The organism is Streptomyces sp. NPDC006332 (assembly GCF_040612855.1).
GTDB lineage: Bacteria > Actinomycetota > Actinomycetes > Streptomycetales > Streptomycetaceae > Streptomyces.
The window spans coordinates 194,178-210,266 of record NZ_JBEXRA010000003.1; the positions used below are offsets into that span (position 1 = coordinate 194,178).

Below are 16,089 nucleotides of genomic sequence, written 5' to 3' on the forward strand. Positions count from 1 at the left end.
CGGCCATACAGGCCTCAGACGCAGGCCCTCAGCAGGCGTCGATGTACCAGACGGGGGGCCCAGCCGCTGCTGTCAAACGCTCGGGCCGATGCGCACGAAGAGACAGAACGGGTGGCCCGCTGGGTCGAACAGGACACGTACGTCGTCCTGAGGCTGGAAGTCCAGCATCCTCGCCCCCAGGGCAAGAGCACGCTCGACGGCTGATGGTAGATCGTCCACCTCGATGTCCAGATGCATCATCATCTGCTGCTCGGACCGTGTGGAAGGCCACTGCGGGCGGGTGAAGAGCGGCTCTGTCTGAAACGACAGCCCGGCACTGCCGTCCGGCGGGGCGATCTCAACCCAGCCGGGTTCCTCCTTCCGCACCGGCCACCCGAGCAGGCCGCGGTAGAACCGCGCCAACGCGTGGCAGTCCGGTGCATCGAGAGTGGTCGCGGCCAGAGTGAAACGCGGTTGAGTCTGCACGCAGTGCTGCTGCCCCGTTTCGCTCCTGCAAGGCCCAGCCCTCACTCTCTCGGCTGGTACTGATGCCTCGCGTGCCCGGACGACGACGCCTCGTTCCTAGCGGAGGTGGAGGGTGCGCAGCAGCCCTTGCCCTGGGCCAGACGTCGCGGATCTCCTTGACCGCGATGGCAGCCGCAGCGAGGGCGGTCGGCCTTGCGCTGGGCGGCCGACCGGAACGCCATGACCGCGAGAGAAAGGGGGCGGCGATGACTATGCCGGGGTGGTCTTCTCGCGGGCTGCACGTAGGGCGTGGTCGCGGGCGGAGAACTGCCAGGCGACCGCGGCGGCGAAGGGGACCTCGATGACGGAGTCGAGGCCGAAGCCGGTCCAGGCGGTGGAGGAGGCGATGGTGCCGGGCTGATGACGACGGCCGCCTCGAAGAGGAGACGCTGCTGAGCCCGCCGGGTGACGGGCAACGATGCGGCCCGTCACCACTTGCACGCGGATGAATGAACGGTACGCCGGAGCAACGGTCATGGCATCCGGCAGCCTCAGCCAACTCGGTTGACTCAGCAGGCCTGCAGGCACAGGGATGACTCGAAGTGCACGATGTGGGAACCGGAGGAGAAACCCTGACGCACAAGGGGAAGGCCGGGTGAGCGGACACTCGGCTCCCGCACCCCGGAAGAGAGACCACGATGGCGGACGAAGACGACGCCCAGCAGGCCGTGCCGAACATGCCGGGGATGCGCACTGACGGCGACGGCGTCACGCGCCGCCGTCCGCTGCGGAAGCGGCACGTCGAGGAGACGGTCGAGGTCGCGGTGCCGGTGCGGACGGCGTACAACCAGTGGACGCAGTTCAAGAGCTTCCCGCGCTTCTCGACCGTGGTGCACGGCGTCGAGCAGATCAGGCCCACCGTGACCGCCTGGACCATCGGCTACGGACCCCTGCGCCGCCGCTTCGCGGTCGAGATCGTGGAGCAGGACCCCGACGCCTATCTGGCCTGGCGCGGTCTGGAGCAGAAACCCTCCCACCAGGGCGAGGTCGAGTTCAGGCCGACGGAGCCCGGCGGCACCGCGATCACTGTGCGGATGCTCCTGGAACCGCGGGGAGCCGCGGGGATCCTCACCCGATCGTCCAGGGTCGGTCGGCTGACCGCCCGTCTGATGCACGGCGAACTCATGAACTTCAAGCGGTTCCTGGAGGGAATGGGGCAGGAGGGCGGGGCCTGGCGCGGCACCATCCGCAACGGCCGCGTGCAGCACGATCACCCGGAACCGCCCAGGAGCCGCGTGGCCCAGTGGCCTGTCGGCTGACGGCTGACGGCTGACGGCTGACGGCTGACGGCTGACGGCTGACGGCGTACCGGACACGGCAAGAGAAAGGCGAACCCATGCAGAACCCCCCGCCCGGCGAGAAGCCCGAGACCACTCTCTCCGTGACACCGCCGAAGAAGTGGGCGGCGGGAGTCCCCGCGGTCGTGCACGCGCTGGAGTACTCCCTGGAGCAGACCTCCCCGCGCAAGACCGGGGTGGACCTGCTGACCATGAACCAGGTGGGTGGGATCGACTGTCCCGGCTGCGCGTGGGCGGACCCGGCCCCGGGACGACGCCATCGCAACGAGTACTGCGAGAACGGCGCCAAGCACATCAACGACGAGGCCACCACGCGCCGGATCACCGCCGACTTCTTCCGTGAGCACAGCATCTCGGAACTCGCCGGCCGCTCCGACATGTGGCTCAACCAGCAGGGCCGGCTCACCGAGCCGATGATCAAGCGGCCCGGCTCCGAACACTACGAACCCATCAGCTGGAACGACGCGCTGGGCGTCCTCGCGCGGGAACTGAAGGCGCTGGCCTCGCCCGACGAGGCCGTCTTCTACACCTCCGGACGCGCCAGCAACGAGGCCGCCTTCGTCCTGCAGCTCTTCGCCCGCGCCTTCGGCACCAACAACCTGCCGGACTGCAGCAACATGTGCCACGAGTCCAGCGGCTTCGCCCTGAGCGAGACCCTGGGCACCGGCAAGGGCACCGCCAGCCTCGACGACCTCCACCACGCCGATCTGATCTTCCTGGTGGGGCAGAACCCGGGCACCAATCACCCGCGACAGCTCACCGCCCTGGAGGCGGCCAAGCGGGGCGGCGGCCGGATCGTGGCGGTCAACCCGCTGCCGGAGGCCGGGCTGCGGCGCTTCAAGAACCCGCAGACGGCGCGCGGGGTCGCCGGACGCGGCACTCAGATCGCCGACCGCTTCCTGCACATCAAGCCCGGCGGCGACCTCGCCTTGTTCCAGGCCCTCAACCGCCTGCTGCTGGAGGCCGAGGACGCCCGGCCCGGCAGCGTCCTGGACCACGACTTCATCGACGCCCACACCACCGGCTTCGAGGAGTTCGCCGAGCACGCACGCACCGTCGACTGGGACGACGTGCGCACGGCGACCGGACTGACCCGCGAGGAGATCGAGAAGGTCCGCGACGAGGTCCTGAAGAGCGAACGCGTCATCGTCTGCTGGGCGATGGGCGTCACTCAGCACAAGCACGGCGTGCCCACCATCCGGGAGATCGTCAACTTCCTGATGCTGCGCGGCAACCTGGGACGCGCCGGCACCGGCGCCTGCCCGGTGCGCGGCCACAGCAACGTCCAGGGCGACCGCACCATGGGCATCTGGGAGCAGATGCCGGACACCTTCCTGGACGCCCTGCAGAAGGAGTTCGGCTTCGACCCGCCGCGCCCGCACGGCCTGGACTCGGTGGACTCGATCAAGGCGATGCGTGAGGGCCGCGTCAAGGTCTTCCTCGCCCTGGCCGGCAATTTCGTCCGCGCCGCTCCCGACAGCGAGGCCACCGAGGAGGCGATGCGCTCGTGCCGGCTGACCGCCCACATCTCCACCAAGCTCAACCGCTCGCACACCGTCTGCGGCGACACCGCGCTGATCCTGCCGACCCTGGGACGCACCGAGCGTGACGTCCAGGCCGACGGCGAGCAGTTCGTCACCGTCGAGAACTCCATGAGCGAGGTGCACACCTCCCAGGGCCGCCTCGAACCGGCCTCCACGCTGCTGCTCAGCGAAGTCGCCATCCTGTGCCGGCTCGCCCGCCGCACCCTGGACGGCAAGGCGGACATCCCCTGGGACACGTTCGAGGGCGACTACGGCACCATCCGCGACCGCATCTCCCGCATCGTGCCGGGCTTCCACGACTTCAACGCACGGGTGACCCGCCCCGGGGGCTTCCAACTGCCCAACCCGGTCAACGAGGGCGTCTTCAACAACAAGGTCGGCAAGGCCCTGTTCACCTGCAACGAGCGCGTGGTCCCCCAGGCACCCGAGGGTCACCTGCTGCTACAGACGCTGCGCTCCCACGACCAGTGGAACACCGTCCCCTACACCAACAACGACCGCTACCGGGGCATCCACGGCAGCCGCCATGTCGTGCTCGTCAACCCGGACGACCTGACCGAACTCGGCCTCGCTCAGGGCGATCACGTCGACCTGGTGAGCGTCTGGTCGGATGGCTCGGAGCGCCGGGCGGAGAACTTTCAAGTCGTGCCCTACCCGGCCGCAAAGGGCTCGGCCGCCGCCTACTACCCGGAGACGAACGTCCTGGTGCCGCTGGACAGCGTCGCCGACATCAGCAACCAGCCCACGTCGAAGGGCATTGTCGTGCGCCTCGAACCCACCCTCGCCCCGAAACAGCCCACACCCGCCTGACTGGTCGGCACGATCCCGACGATCTCCTGATAGCAGGTCGGATTGCTGAGGTAGACGTCGTGCGTCTGGGGCCGGAAGACGTGCCGCGGCGGTCCAATGATCCAGCCACGTTCTTGGCGCGAACCTGACAGCTCGGTCGGCGCACGTTCCGGCGCACCTACGCTCGGTTCCATCGGTGTGATCCGCACGGGTCTCCGCAGGTGTGCCACGGTGCTGGGCCGATCGTGGCTCGACCAGGACCGGGCCGGGACGGAGCTGACAATGACTGGTACCCATCCGGACCGCGCCGGCGAGCGGGACCCGGGGATCATCGCGGTACTCGGTGCGTTCGTCCTCAACGGCGCGCTGCTTGGCTCGTGGGCCCCTCGGGTGCCGGCGCTGGCCGCGCAGATCGGTGCGGACGAGGGTGCGCTGGGGCTGTCCCTGCTCGGTGCCAGCGTAGGTATGATCGCCGCTTCGCTTTTCGCCGGTCGACTGTGCGCGGCCTTCGGCGCTCGCGTCGTGATGACGGTGTCCGGCGTCGCCGGGTCCGCGATGCTTCCCGTTCTGGGACTGGCGAGGTCGTCCGCGACGCTCGGCCTGCTGCTGATCGTTCTCGGCGCAATGGTCGGCGTGATGGACGTGGCGATGAACGTGGCCGGCGTGACAGCGACCCGGCGGACCGGCCGGGCGATCATGCCGCTGTTCCACGCGGCCTTCAGTCTCGGCACGCTGGCCGGTTCGGTCGGCGCCTCGGTCGCGGCCGGCCAAGGATTGGCGCCGAGCCGTCATTTTGTCATCGTCGCGGTGATCTGCGGCGGCGTCACCGTCGGCATCGCCCGCTGGATTCCCGTCGAGGAACTGCTGAGGGTGCCCGCACAGAGCGGGCGCGCTGGGCGGGCACCGTTCAGGCGGCCCGTGCTGTGGCTGCTCGGCGGTGTGGCCCTGTGTGCCTCGACAGCCGAAGGAGCGACCGCGGACTGGTCGGCGCTGTTCGGTGCGCAGGAGCGCGGTCTCAGCGAGGCCACCGGCGCCCTGATCTACTCGTGCTTCTCGATCACCATGGCGTGCACCCGCTTGTTCGGCGAGGCGATCCAGCGTCGTTGGGGCGCGCCACGGATGCTCATCGGGGGTGCGGTGATCGGTGGGCTGGGGCTGGCGACCGCGGTCATGGCGCCGTCGCCGGCGCTCACCTTCGTCGGCTTGGCTGTCGCTGGTGTCGGTTTGGCGTACGCGTCTCCGGTCGTCATGGAGTTGAGTGGCGCGGCCGGTCGGCGGGCCGACGGGGGCGGTGGTGAGCGCGAGGTCGCGTTCGCGACAACCATTGCCTACAGCGGGTTCTTGCTCGGCCCTCCGATGGTGGGCGAGGTCGCCGAGTTGACCAGCCTGCCGGTCGCACTCGGCGTTGTCGCGGTGCTCGTGTTGTTGATCGGTCCGCTGACTGTGGCCGCGGGGTCTTTCCGGCGCCGGGAGTTGTCGTCGGCCCAGGAGTCGGCGGCGAACCCCGCCAGGGACTCAGCCGCCCGAGGCAAAACGGGCTGAGCCCGCCGCCAGGGTCGTGGGCGCGGGTGGGGGCGTGGATGCGGGGGTTCGTGAGGATGCGCGAGCGCTACTGGGCAGATCTTCCCCAGGGTGAGGGGTGTGGACGGCGCCGCACCCCTCTTCTGTTCTGCCCGGGGGCAGTTGTTGACGAGGACCTTGAGGCTCTTGCGGTCGGCCATGTCCTGGTAGCCCGCCGGGACACCGTCCAGAGTGGTGGTGACGTCGAAGACCTTCCCCGGCTCGATGACGCCGTCGAGGATGTCGGGCATCAGTTCCTCGACGTAGGCACGGACCGGTGCGGGTCCGCCGGCCAGGCGGATGTTGTGGCGGAAAAGGCTGCCGAAGCCGATCGGGGCCTCCTCGTACTGCGGGACGCCGACTCGGCTACGGGCGCCCTGGGCATCGCCTTCGGCTCACTGCTACGCCGCGAGGTGGAAGGCATGTTCGCCATCGTGATGACCAGCGTCATCGACCTCGCCCTCCAAGACCCCCTCTGCAGCTCCAGCTCGAACGGCAGCATCGTGCGTTTCCTGCCCTCCTACGGCGCCATGCGGGCCGCCACGGGCGCCGGATTCTCCGCCACTCCCCTGCCGAAGTACCTGGCCATCCAGGCCGGATGGTTCACGGCCACCGCCCTCACCGGTCTGCTCGCCTTCCACATCCGCACCCGAAACAGCCTCAACGGACCACGACCGCGCGTCACCGCGCCGCGCACCGCTGACACCGCCCCACCAACTGCCTCCGCGCCCGCTCCAGCACCCAGCATGCCCCCACAGCAGCAGGACGGTTAGCGGCGCCGGGTGACTCCGGAGAGACGACAGGTCCGCTGGGCGCGGTGCACCGAACTCCATGATGCCTTCGTCGTGACTCATGCCCGGTGGAGCGCGTACCCCAGATACGTCACCATCGGGCTGCCCTCCGGCTCGAGCACCATGTCGACCAGTTCAGGCAGTTGCTCGTCGGTCAGCGTGCCACGCCGGCGCCCGCGCGTCGCGCGCACGAGACTGCGTACGTCGCGCGGCTTGAAGGCCGAGACGTCCTTCGTGGACAGCCCCGCCCGGTCGAGGGCCTCGGCGAGCTCGGCCGGGCGGCGCAGCCGGCGTGCGGCGTAGCGGCCGCGGGGCATGATCCGTGTGCCCGGGAAGGCCTGGAAGGCGCCGAGATAGATGAGGCGGGACACGGCGGTGCGGTTCACCGTGTCGTAGACGAAGGCTCCGCCGGGGCGCAGCACGCGCGCGGCCTCCGCCAGGACCGCGGCCGGCTTCTCGGTGATCTCGAGGGTGTCCGCGCAGTACACGAGGTCGCAGGAGGCGACCGGCAGGTCGAGTTCCTCCGCGGGCGTCGTCAAATACGTGATGCCGAGCCCGTCGTCCGCTTCCATGGCGAGGGCCGTCGCGGCGGGTGACGGGTCGGCGGCGACGACCTCGAAACCGAGCCGGGCGAGCCCACGGGCGGGCAGGCCGCGCCCGCTGCCGACGACGAGCGCCCGGCTGCCGGCCGCCGCGAGGCTCAACTCCCGGAGCACGTACCGCAAGTACTCGAGCCGTACGGACTGGAAGGTCAGGGCCCGGATGTAGCGGCCGTCGACGGCCGCCGGCCCGGCTGAGTCGAGTGCGATACGCGGGGCGGTGGTCATGGCAGGCTCCATCGACGTCCGAGTCGGGTTCCTTGAGTAAACCTAGTATCCGTTAGTTCCTTGAAGAAACCCAAGGGGCGATACGATGAGGGCGTGACACGTACCCCCCTCTCCGGCGTCGCGTGCTCGATCGCCCGCGCGACCGACCTGTTCGGCGACGCCTGGACGGCCCTGATCATGCGCGACGTCCTGGTCGGCATCCAACGCTTCGACGAGTTGGCGCAGGACCTCGGCCTGTCCCGTAAGGTCCTCGCCGCGCGGCTGGCTCGGCTGGTCGAGGAGGGCGTGCTGACACGCGAGCAATATCAGACCAGCCCGCCACGCGAGGAGTACGTGGCCACCGAGAAGGGCCGGGAGCTCTACCCCGTCCTGTTGGCGCTGATGGCCTGGGGTGACAAGTGGTACGCGGCGCCCGTGGGGCCGCCGGCCCTGGTCCGCCACGACACCTGCGGGCACGTCACCACACCCGTCATGGCCTGCGGCGCCTGTCGGGAACCGCTCACGGTGGCCGACACGACCCAACTGCCCGGCCCCGGCGGTCGGGTGGGGCCGGGAACACGGCTGTTGGGGCCACTGATCGCCGAGCGGACGGAGAGGAGCCCGGCCCCGCGCACGTAGGCGACGAGGTCTGTGTCCGTCTCTTCTGGCCGGCCAGTTCCAGCCGCGCCTCGTTCGTGAGGCTTCACTCGGCTGCTTCGCGCGGCGTAGGCGTTCGCTGGGTCGTGTGAGCACCAGGACAGCGCGGACAGGACGTTGAGGATCGCGCCGCCGCCGTTGGTGGCGAGGACCCCCACCGACTCGTCAACGGACCGAAGCCTCGGGCGCCGGCAGCCTGCCGTCGAGGTCCCCCGCGGGCAGAACCTTGGTCGAGTTGTGTTCGCGGACGATCCGCCAGCCGTCTTGAGTTCGGCGCCAGACCAGCGAGGTCGTGGTACGGATGTCGGTGGTGACGCCGGGCATGGTGATCCGGGCTACGAAGGTCAGCGTGGACGCCGCCACATCGTGGCCGGCGATGACAAATGGTCCGTCGTCGATGGCATGGTGCGCGGACACCATTTTCTGAAAGCTGGGCTCCCAGATCGAGCCGTAGCCCGCGGCAGTCGTCGCCACACGCTGCTCGGGGTCGAAGTCGTCGTAGAGTCGGACCTCCGGAGAGCTGAAATCGTAGAAGTCTCCGAAGGCGCCAAGGAAGTTGAACGGTGCGTCCCCCTCGTTGCGCTCCCATCCGAACACCCACCGGCTGTGCAGGTCCGCGATCAGTTGTTCGTCGGTCATGACTCGACGCTAGGGCTGCGAGCGAGGTTCAGGGAGGGTCCGTCGCACCCACCCGTCCGTGGCACCTTGGGGGCACTCGCGACCTGCCCGCCTCGCTCGGGCCTCGCCGTACGGGTAGGTCCATCGACCCGGCCTCGCCGTCACCGAGCTCGGCGCCGACATGGCGCACGAGGCCACGCGGGTCGGGCTGGAGGAAACGCGGTGAGCCATCACGACCATCACCGCGGAAGACACGGCCGACGCCATCACGTATGCGCCCGGCGCGAGTTCTCGAAGGTCTGCCAGAACCTTGTCAGCGCCTCGACGGCCGGCTTCGGGCTCTCCGACGGCCACCAGTGCGCGGCTCCGTCGAGGACGGCTGCCCCCGCGTCGGCGCGCTCGGCGGCGCAACGGTACTGCTCAGGCGTGCCGTTGCTGTTGTCGGCGTCCTCGGCGGCGATCAGGGCGAGGCCTGGCGCCGCCCAGGCGTTCGCGAGGTCCTCACCGACCAGGCTCATGGTCGGCTGAGTGGCTGAGCGCAGCAGACACAAGACCGCCTGACCCACAGCTCTCGGCGTTCGGCCTGGGTACGACGTTCAGTTGGTGTCGGCACGACATCAGACTGCCAGATCACGCTGCCCGTGCGGTGCCGCGGTCGAAGCTCGTCCTCCCATCTGCCCCCGGCGGACCCGGGGTTGCCGACGCTTCGTCACACCGCCCTGCCGACACCGGCCAACTGCTGAACCTGATTGGGTGATGTCGGGGCGTTCAGCTGAGCGTTGAGTCCCGCGAGCTGTACGACTTGCGTGGTGAGGCACGCGCAGGGCGGTGGTCTGACTGATGCTGAGAGGGCAGCCCGGGAGCGGGTGCGGCTGGAGGCGGTGGCCCGGTTTGAGGCCGGGTAGAAAACAGGGACATCGCTGTCATGCTGCGGGTGTCCGAGCGATCGGTGGAACGCTGACGGCGGCAGTGGCGCGAGAGCGGGGCGGCTGGCGTCGCCTCGAAGGGCTCGCCCGGCCGCCCGAGGCTCAGCGAGGCACAGATCGCCCGGCTGGAGCGGGAGTTGCAGTGTGGTCCGCTCTCGCATGGCTGATCGGTCGACTCTTCCACGTGTCCTACACGGTGGAGGGCACATGGCGGCTGCTGAAGCGTTGCGGGTGGTCATGGCAGCAGCCCGTTCGCCGTGCGATCGAGTGCGACGACTGTGCGGTGGAGCTGTGGAAGAAGGAGGTCTGGCCGCGGGTAAGAGCACCGCGGCGGCGTGCGGCGGCTGGATCGTCTTTGAGGACGAGGCCGGCCAGTCGATGACGCCGCCGCGCGCGAGAACCTGGGGCAGGGTGGGCCAGACCCCCGTGGTGCGGGTCCGAGGCCGGGGCTCGGGCAGGGTCTCGATGGTGGGCATGACCTGCTACAAAGCGGGCGAGCGGTCCCGCCTGATCTACGCGGTCCGTGAGTACAGCGGACGCAAAGGTCAACCGAAGGGCTTCGGCTGGCGCGACTTCCGCGACCTGTTGGTGCGTGCCCATATCCAGCTTGGCGGGCCGATCGTGCTGGTCTGGGACAACGTCCGCATCCACCTGACGCTACCGGCTACGCGAGTTCATCGCCGCGAACGCCGACTGGCTCACCGTGTTCCAGCTGCCCACCTACGCGCCGGACCTGAACCCGCAGGAAGGCGTGTGGTCCCTGGTCAAGCGCGACCTCGGTAACCTCGCCGCCGGCGACCTGGGCCAGATCACCCAGGCGTCAAGCGCAAGCTCAAGATGCTGCAGTACCGGCCCCACGTCATTGACGGCAGCCTCAGCAGCACCGGTCTGGACCTCTACGGCTGGCCCGGGCCGGGCTGCCCGCAATTCCGTCGCCGCGCTGCGACCAAACCCAGCAAGGCCGTGCCGGATGTGTCAGAAGAAATGCAGGAGTTCGGTCAGGGAGGTGATGGAGGGCACGTCCGAGACGGCCGAGTCCCGGCACAGCGCACGTCCTGCATAGCCGAGTTGGATAGCCGCGGCGACCAGGTCCGGATCGTCATCAACGAACAGACATTGGGTAGGAGCGAGGTCCAGCGCGGTGCTGGCGTGGTGGTACATGCGCGGGTCCGGCTTGTTGCAGCCGAGGACCGCGGAGATTGCATACGCCTCGAAGAAGTGGCCGATCCCGAGTCCGGCGTGGAGGTCGGGCAATTCGGGCCAGGCATCCGACACCACGGCCATCCGTACCTCCCGCCGGCTCAGCTCCTCCAGGGTCTGCACGACGTCCGGGTACGTCTCCAGGAACACGGCCGGAGGGACTTCGCGGCGCAAGTCGGCTAGAAGTTGCGAGGTCGGCTCCACGCCGAGGTGGTGGAGCATCACCCGGTGGTAATCGTCGTAGTCAGGCGTCGATGACGAGGTGGCGAAGAAGTGGTCGCCCGCGCTGATGGCCGCCGCGAACCGTTCCGATGTGATCGACGGGGCATGGCCAAGGACGGTCTGCTCGAAGTCCGCTCGCGGGTTCCAACGGCCACCGATCGGCTGCATCAGCACGCCGCCTGAGTCGAAGAGAACAGCACGGAGATTGTCGGGAGAGACTGGTGATGTCGTCACCCGCCCAGTCTGGTGAGCGGACGCCCTCTGGTCGACCCCTTCGAGCTGGACACCAGCACCACACCCGCCCCTGACAGACAGACAGCACGAGTTCATGTTCAGTAGTGACTTGCCTATCAGGAAAGTCAAATATAACTTTCCTAGTGGGAAAGTAAAGCGGGGAACACGGGAGGCAAGGGACATGAGTACGCCGGTGGATGCCGAACAGGCATGGAGGGACCTGCAGCGCGTCCGAGTGCGGCAGGAGCGGGTGTACGACGAGGTCGAGCGGTCCGCTGCGGGCGGCGGGGGGTCCCTCTGGACCACGGCCGCGCTCATGTGGCTCTTCCTGGCCGGGCTGGGCGTCGACCTGCCCGGTTGGGGTGTGGGGGTGGCCGCCGCCGCGTACCTCGCGCTGCTGGGCATGCTGGCCGTGCTCCACAACCGTAGGAGCCGGGTGCGCCTGCACCGACCCGGTGCACCCGGCGGATGTTGGGCGCCTTCGTCGCGGGGGCCGTGGTGACCGGCGGGACGACTCTGCTGTCCGGCCGTCTGGCCGATTCGCTGGAGCCGATGTCCGCCAGTCTGATTCAGGCCACGGTCTCGGCGACGGTGTTCGTGCTGTTCGTCGGACCGACGAGCCGCTGGGCGGCCGGGTCGGCGCGGACTCGCGGCGCACAAGCGGCAGGTACGGGAGCACCAGACGCGGGAACGGCAGACGCGGGAGCGGACCGATGAGCACCCCCGCCGGCTTCGACGAGCTGATCCATCCCGCCACCCGGCTGTCGGTGGTCGCGCTGCTCGCCGCCACCGAGTGGGCGGAATTCGCGTTCGTCCGCGACAGCCTCTCGCTCAGTGACTCCGCGCTCTCCAAACAGCTGCACACCCTGGAGGAGGCCGGATACCTGGAGCTCCACAAGGAGGGCGGCGGCCGCAAGCGGCGCACCAGAGTGCGGCTGACGGACCAGGGACGCGCTGCCTTCGAGGGGCACGTCGCGGCACTCCGGGCGATCGTCGAGGGCGCCGGCCCTCCGGCGGCGGCCGAAGCGGCGCCACCTCAGCGACACCACTCGGGGGCAGAGCGATGACGCAGAAGCACACATCCGCCCAATCCGTCGTTCGCGCGCGTGGCGTGACGATGACGTACGGCGGCATCGACGTCCTCCACGGCGTCGACCTGGACATTCACCGCGGCGAGGTCTTCGCACTGCTCGGACCCAACGGGGCGGGGAAGACGACAACGGTCGAGATCCTGGAGGGCTTTTGGCGACGTTCCGCCGGGGAGGTGACCGTCCTCGGTACGGATCCGGAGCGGGTCGACGACGCGTGGCGCGGCAGGATCGGACTGGTCCTGCAGTCCTGGCGCGACCACCGCCGCTGGCGGGTGGCCGAGTTACTGACGCACCTCGCCACGTACTACCCCGACCCGCGCGACCCGGCCGAACTGCTGGCCCTGGTCGGCCTCACCGAGCAGGGCGGCCGACAGGTGGACAGGCTGTCCGGCGGCCAGCGCCGGCGGCTGGACGTCGCGCTCGGCATCGTGGGCCGCCCCGAACTCCTCTTCCTCGACGAGCCGACCGCCGGCTTCGACCCTCGGGCGCGGCACGAGCTCCACGTCCTGGTCGAACGGCTGGCCCGCGACGAGGGCGTCACCGTCCTGCTCACCACCCACGACCTTGCGGAGGCCGAGCGGCTAGCCGACCGGCTCGCCATGCTGGTCGGCGGCCGGATCCGGGCCTGCGGCACGCCCGCGGAACTGGCCCGGCGGGCCGCCGCACAGGCCGAGGTCCGCTGGACGGCCGACGACGGGACATCCCACCGTGAACGCACCGCGGACCCCTCACGGCTGGTCTGGGAACTCCACCGGCACGCGGACGGCCCGATCGCCGACCTGGAGATCCGCCGCCCCACGCTGGAGGACACCTACCTGCACATGGTGCACCGGGAGGCCGACGGCACGGGTGGGGCCGCCGACGAGGAGGCACAGGCCGCATGAGCAAGACACCCATGACGAACAGTTGGCGTGCCGGGCTCCAACGCGGCGGCATCGAACTGCGGCACCTCCTGCGCAACGGCAAGGAGATGTCCGGCCACCTGACCAACGTGGTCGTCGCACTGCTGGTCGCCGCCTACGTCAGCGACGACGTGCCCGGCACCCGGACGCCCATGGCCCATCTGATGCTGGCGGGCTTCGCCGCCTACCTGCTCTTCCAGATCGGGCTGATCAGCCTCCCCCAGATACTCGTGACCGAGCGGGAGGAGGGCACCCTGCTGAGGCTGCGCGCCACACCCGGCGGGATACCGGCCTACCTCGTCGCCAAGTGCCTGCTGGTGGTCGTCGTGGCGGTCGGCACCCTGACCCTGCTCCTGGTGGCCGCGGCGCTACTCGTGGACGGGCCACTGCCGCACGGTGCGGGCGATTGGCTGACGCTGCTGTGGGTCACCACGCTCGGGCTGCTCGCGGTCGTACCGCTCGGCGCGGCCATCGGCGCCGTACTGCCCAACCCCCGCGAGGCGTTGGCGTTGATCATGCTGCCGACGATGGGGCTGCTCCTCACCTCAGGAACGGTGTTCCCGATCACCTCGCTGCCCTTGCCGGTCCAACAGGTGGCCGCGGTCTTCCCGCTCAAGTGGATGGCACAGGGCCTGCGTTCGGCGCTGCTCCCCGACACGGCGCGGACCGCCGAGGCGGCCGGCTCCTGGGAACTGCCCATGGTCGCCCTGGTCCTGACCGCCTGGGCGGTCCTCGGGTTCCTCCTGGCGGTACCCCTCCTGCGCCGCGCCGCCCGCCGCGAGTCCGGTTCCCGCCTGTCCGCGCGGCAGCGCGATGCGGCACACAAGGGCGCGCTGTCCGCGTAGGTGGGCCTCATGACCTCTGGGCGACAGCACGCCGAGTGCCACATCAGGGAGGGCGAGGGTCCCTGACCGTGGAAGGTCCTCCGTCCGGCGTCCTCGACACACGAGTGAGCGGCAAGTCGATGGCCCCCGCCGGCCCGGCACTGCCGTGCGTCAAAGGTCTCCGTGCGCGAGTCCGGCCGTGCGAGCGCGGGCGCTCTACTCGGGTCGTGGGGTCTCGCGTGCCCGAGCCTGGTGCCGACGGGCCTTGAGCCGGTTCCCGCAGGTCTTCATCGAGCACCACCGCGCGGTGTTGGCACGACTGCGGTCCAAGAGGAAGAGGCGGCATTCGGGGTTCTCGCACGGCCGGAGGCGGCCAGGCATGCGCTCTTTGACGTCCGCCCACGTGAGCACGAGTTCCACGGCGAGCCTGCGCTCCGGCGGCACCTCCAAGTGCCATTCGACGCCCGACGCGCTGGGCTGCGGGACTTTGCGGACGCCTGCGAGGACTCGGCGCAGACTGGCCTCCGCCGACGTGTTCGAGTCCACCGTCTGCAGCGCGTCCCGGGCGGTGCGCAGCCACCGGCGCTCCTCGTCGCCGCCCAGACCCCCGTGCCCCCGCGCCCACCTGTCCAACTCGTGATCGTCACGCCACAGATCCAGGGGGCGGCCATCCGAGACAGGCGTGCTGTTCAGCGCCTGCATCAGGGCTTGGGCATCCACCACGGACCTCACCTTTTCAGCTAACTCCATCAAGCTGTTTGACAGGTTACCTCAAGGGCGGTCTACTGAACACCGAGAGGTAACCATCAAAAGTAATCGAAGGGGTTAGTTATGGTTGAGGTCCGTCACCGGTACGCCACTGTGCGGGGGCATCGTGTCTTCTACCGCGAGGCAGGGTCCCGCGAGGCGCCCACACTCGTGCTCCTGCATGGATTCCCCTCCAGTTCACGCATGTTCCGCCACCTCATTCCGGCACTGGCGGATCGATTCCACGTCATCGCCCCCGACCATCTCGGCTTCGGCAACTCCGACGTCCCGCCCGTGGACGCGTTCACCTACACCTTCGACTCCCTGACCGACATCACCGAAGCCCTTCTGACCCAACTCGAGGTCACCCGCTACGCCGTGTACGTCCAGGACTACGGCGCACCCATCGGCTGGCGGCTGGCCCTGCGCGCCCCGGAGGCGATCACCGCGGTGATCACACAGAGCGGCAACGCCTACGAGGACGGCTTCGTACCGGATTTCTGGAAGCCCGTTTGGGCGTACTGCGAGAATCCGGGCCCCGAGACCGAACCCGCAGTCCGCACCGCTCTCTCGCTCGACGCCATTCGCTGGCAGTACCTGCACGGAGTGGACCGGCCCGAGTTGGTCGATCCCGACACCTGGGCCGCTGACCACCGCGAGGTCAACCGGCCAGGCAACGACCTCGTGCAGCTCAGTCTGTTTCGCGACTATGCCGGCAATCCACCCCTCTACCCTCAGGTGCACGACTACTTTCGGGAACGCCGGGTTCCTCTCCTCGCGGTCTGGGGCGCGGGCGACGAGATCTTCGGCCCGGACGGAGCCCGCGCCTTCACCAGGGACCTGCCGGACGCGGAGATCCACCTGGTTCCCGGAGGTGGTCACTTCCTGCTCGAAAGCCACCTGGACACCGTGGCCGGGTACATGCGGGGGTTCCTGACCGCCACCGAATCACCAGCGTGAAGCCCGCGATGCTTCCACAGGGCGGAGCGTAGTGCCGCGGCGGCGCTCCGTAGAGCAACTGGAATCGCTCGACGTGGGTGACGGCCCGTCGGCGATAGCCCTAGGCGGCGGCCAGGAACCGCAGCGCGGCCGGTTCGTCCACCGCTGTGTCGACGGCCGCCTTCACGGCGTCTGCCAGATCCTCGTACGCCTTGGCGACGAGAACCGTGACGAGGGCGTCCCGGTTCGGAAAGTAGTGGTAGAGACCCTGCACGGTCATGCCGAGGCTGCGGGCAACCGCCCTCAGGGGCAGGGCGTGCAGCCCGTGCTCGGCGAGGTGACTCTCGGCGGTGGCCACGGTCTCCTGGGTGGCCACCGCCCGGCGTCGCCGGCGGAGGGAGGGCAGAGCCGTCGTGTTCTCGTCTGCGGACATGCGG

At 69.4% G+C, this 16,089-nt stretch carries 18 protein-coding genes and 2 pseudogenes; 12 read left to right on the top strand and 8 right to left on the bottom strand.

Features of this window, described 5'->3' with window-relative positions:
* Window positions 1-72: 72 nt before the first annotated feature.
* Both ABZ027_RS04560 and ABZ027_RS04565 read right to left on the bottom strand, forming a co-directional pair.
* Complete coding sequence (locus ABZ027_RS04560) at window positions 73-465, bottom strand: VOC family protein (RefSeq protein WP_356764276.1); 393 nt, start codon at window positions 463-465, stop codon at window positions 73-75.
* Window positions 466-714: 249 nt separating this feature from the next.
* Window positions 715-945 (bottom strand): hypothetical protein, encoded by a 231-nt coding sequence (locus ABZ027_RS04565; protein ID WP_356764278.1) that lies wholly within the window; start codon window positions 943-945, stop codon window positions 715-717.
* 197 nt (window positions 946-1,142) lie between these two features.
* On the opposite strand from ABZ027_RS04565, the gene ABZ027_RS04570 reads away from it, so the two are divergent.
* The 4 genes from ABZ027_RS04570 to ABZ027_RS04585 all read left to right on the top strand — a co-directional run bounded on the left by ABZ027_RS04570 (window position 1,143) and on the right by ABZ027_RS04585 (window position 6,468).
* On the top strand, window positions 1,143-1,763 hold the full coding sequence (locus tag ABZ027_RS04570) for an SRPBCC family protein (protein WP_356764280.1): 621 nt from the start codon (window positions 1,143-1,145) through the stop codon (window positions 1,761-1,763).
* 77 nt (window positions 1,764-1,840) lie between these two features.
* Complete coding sequence (locus tag ABZ027_RS04575) at window positions 1,841-4,156, top strand: FdhF/YdeP family oxidoreductase (protein WP_356764282.1); 2,316 nt, start codon at window positions 1,841-1,843, stop codon at window positions 4,154-4,156.
* Between the two features lie 210 nt (window positions 4,157-4,366).
* Window positions 4,367-5,677, top strand: a complete 1,311-nt coding sequence (locus tag ABZ027_RS04580; protein WP_356764284.1) for an MFS transporter — start codon at window positions 4,367-4,369, stop codon at window positions 5,675-5,677.
* A gap of 323 nt (window positions 5,678-6,000) precedes the next feature.
* Window positions 6,001-6,468 (top strand): hypothetical protein, encoded by a 468-nt coding sequence (locus ABZ027_RS04585; protein WP_356764286.1) that lies wholly within the window; start codon window positions 6,001-6,003, stop codon window positions 6,466-6,468.
* Window positions 6,469-6,545: 77 nt separating this feature from the next.
* Here ABZ027_RS04585 and ABZ027_RS04590 read toward each other — a convergent pair whose 3' ends face one another.
* The gene (locus tag ABZ027_RS04590) at window positions 6,546-7,313 is read right to left on the bottom strand and encodes a methyltransferase domain-containing protein (protein WP_356764288.1); all 768 of its coding nucleotides are present in this window, start codon (window positions 7,311-7,313) and stop codon (window positions 6,546-6,548) included.
* 93 nt (window positions 7,314-7,406) lie between these two features.
* On the opposite strand from ABZ027_RS04590, the gene ABZ027_RS04595 reads away from it, so the two are divergent.
* Complete coding sequence (locus ABZ027_RS04595; RefSeq protein WP_356764289.1) at window positions 7,407-7,931, top strand: helix-turn-helix domain-containing protein; 525 nt, start codon at window positions 7,407-7,409, stop codon at window positions 7,929-7,931.
* A gap of 183 nt (window positions 7,932-8,114) precedes the next feature.
* On the opposite strand, the gene ABZ027_RS04600 is transcribed toward ABZ027_RS04595, so the two are convergent.
* Together ABZ027_RS04600 and ABZ027_RS04605 are read right to left on the bottom strand one after the other, a co-directional pair.
* On the bottom strand, window positions 8,115-8,588 hold the full coding sequence (locus ABZ027_RS04600; protein ID WP_356764291.1) for a nuclear transport factor 2 family protein: 474 nt from the start codon (window positions 8,586-8,588) through the stop codon (window positions 8,115-8,117).
* Window positions 8,589-8,833: 245 nt separating this feature from the next.
* The gene (locus ABZ027_RS04605) at window positions 8,834-9,085 is read right to left on the bottom strand and encodes a hypothetical protein (protein ID WP_356764293.1); all 252 of its coding nucleotides are present in this window, start codon (window positions 9,083-9,085) and stop codon (window positions 8,834-8,836) included.
* A 291-nt stretch (window positions 9,086-9,376) separates the two neighbouring features.
* Here ABZ027_RS04605 and ABZ027_RS04610 point away from each other — a divergent pair.
* Window positions 9,377-9,875: pseudogene (locus tag ABZ027_RS04610) on the top strand (winged helix-turn-helix domain-containing protein).
* 321 nt (window positions 9,876-10,196) lie between these two features.
* On the top strand, window positions 10,197-10,556 hold the full coding sequence (locus ABZ027_RS04615) for a hypothetical protein (protein ID WP_356764295.1): 360 nt from the start codon (window positions 10,197-10,199) through the stop codon (window positions 10,554-10,556).
* Here ABZ027_RS04615 and ABZ027_RS04620 read toward each other — a convergent pair.
* On the bottom strand, window positions 10,469-11,149 hold the full coding sequence (locus tag ABZ027_RS04620) for an HAD-IA family hydrolase (RefSeq protein ID WP_356764297.1): 681 nt from the start codon (window positions 11,147-11,149) through the stop codon (window positions 10,469-10,471). The genes ABZ027_RS04615 and ABZ027_RS04620 overlap by 88 nt on opposite strands.
* A 181-nt stretch (window positions 11,150-11,330) precedes the next feature.
* On the opposite strand from ABZ027_RS04620, the gene ABZ027_RS04625 reads away from it, so the two are divergent.
* The 4 genes from ABZ027_RS04625 (at window position 11,331) to ABZ027_RS04640 (ending at window position 13,987) form a co-directional block, all read left to right on the top strand.
* Entirely contained in the window at window positions 11,331-11,651 is a 321-nt protein-coding gene (locus ABZ027_RS04625; protein ID WP_356764299.1) for a hypothetical protein, read from the top strand.
* A gap of 211 nt (window positions 11,652-11,862) precedes the next feature.
* Window positions 11,863-12,216, top strand: coding sequence for a transcriptional regulator (locus ABZ027_RS04630; RefSeq protein ID WP_356764300.1), 354 nt, complete (start codon window positions 11,863-11,865; stop codon window positions 12,214-12,216).
* Window positions 12,213-13,124: an ABC transporter ATP-binding protein gene (locus ABZ027_RS04635; RefSeq protein ID WP_356764302.1), complete on the top strand. Its 912-nt coding sequence runs from the start codon at window positions 12,213-12,215 to the stop codon at window positions 13,122-13,124. Before ABZ027_RS04630 ends, ABZ027_RS04635 begins: the two co-directional genes overlap by 4 nt.
* 11 nt (window positions 13,125-13,135) lie before the next feature.
* Complete coding sequence (locus ABZ027_RS04640) at window positions 13,136-13,987, top strand: ABC transporter permease (RefSeq protein WP_356764436.1); 852 nt, start codon at window positions 13,136-13,138, stop codon at window positions 13,985-13,987.
* Window positions 13,988-14,182: 195 nt separating this feature from the next.
* On the opposite strand, the gene ABZ027_RS04645 is transcribed toward ABZ027_RS04640, so the two are convergent.
* Window positions 14,183-14,689, bottom strand: a complete 507-nt coding sequence (locus ABZ027_RS04645; protein ID WP_356764304.1) for a CGNR zinc finger domain-containing protein — start codon at window positions 14,687-14,689, stop codon at window positions 14,183-14,185.
* Between the two features lie 108 nt (window positions 14,690-14,797).
* On the opposite strand from ABZ027_RS04645, the gene ABZ027_RS04650 reads away from it, so the two are divergent.
* The gene (locus tag ABZ027_RS04650) at window positions 14,798-15,673 is read left to right on the top strand and encodes an alpha/beta hydrolase (protein ID WP_356764305.1); all 876 of its coding nucleotides are present in this window, start codon (window positions 14,798-14,800) and stop codon (window positions 15,671-15,673) included.
* A 19-nt stretch (window positions 15,674-15,692) separates the two neighbouring features.
* Here ABZ027_RS04650 and ABZ027_RS04655 read toward each other — a convergent pair.
* Window positions 15,693-16,085, bottom strand: a pseudogene (locus ABZ027_RS04655) (TetR/AcrR family transcriptional regulator); the annotation flags it as partial.
* Window positions 16,086-16,089: the final 4 nt, after the last annotated feature.

What these genes read in the sequence shown, in the direction of transcription:
- ABZ027_RS04570 (WP_356764280.1), top strand. Translation starts at nt 1,143, where the DNA reads ATGGCGGACGAAGACGACGCCCAGCAGGCCGTGCCGAACATGCCGGGG.
- ABZ027_RS04575 (WP_356764282.1), top strand. Translation starts at nt 1,841, where the DNA reads ATGCAGAACCCCCCGCCCGGCGAGAAGCCCGAGACCACTCTCTCCGTG.
- ABZ027_RS04590 (WP_356764288.1), bottom strand. Translation starts at nt 7,313, where the DNA reads ATGACCACCGCCCCGCGTATCGCACTCGACTCAGCCGGGCCGGCGGCC.
- ABZ027_RS04600 (WP_356764291.1), bottom strand. Translation starts at nt 8,588, where the DNA reads ATGACCGACGAACAACTGATCGCGGACCTGCACAGCCGGTGGGTGTTC.
- ABZ027_RS04605 (WP_356764293.1), bottom strand. Translation starts at nt 9,085, where the DNA reads ATGAGCCTGGTCGGTGAGGACCTCGCGAACGCCTGGGCGGCGCCAGGC.
- ABZ027_RS04625 (WP_356764299.1), top strand. Translation starts at nt 11,331, where the DNA reads ATGAGTACGCCGGTGGATGCCGAACAGGCATGGAGGGACCTGCAGCGC.
- ABZ027_RS04630 (WP_356764300.1), top strand. Translation starts at nt 11,863, where the DNA reads ATGAGCACCCCCGCCGGCTTCGACGAGCTGATCCATCCCGCCACCCGG.
- ABZ027_RS04635 (WP_356764302.1), top strand. Translation starts at nt 12,213, where the DNA reads ATGACGCAGAAGCACACATCCGCCCAATCCGTCGTTCGCGCGCGTGGC.
- ABZ027_RS04640 (WP_356764436.1), top strand. Translation starts at nt 13,136, where the DNA reads ATGACGAACAGTTGGCGTGCCGGGCTCCAACGCGGCGGCATCGAACTG.
- ABZ027_RS04650 (WP_356764305.1), top strand. Translation starts at nt 14,798, where the DNA reads ATGGTTGAGGTCCGTCACCGGTACGCCACTGTGCGGGGGCATCGTGTC.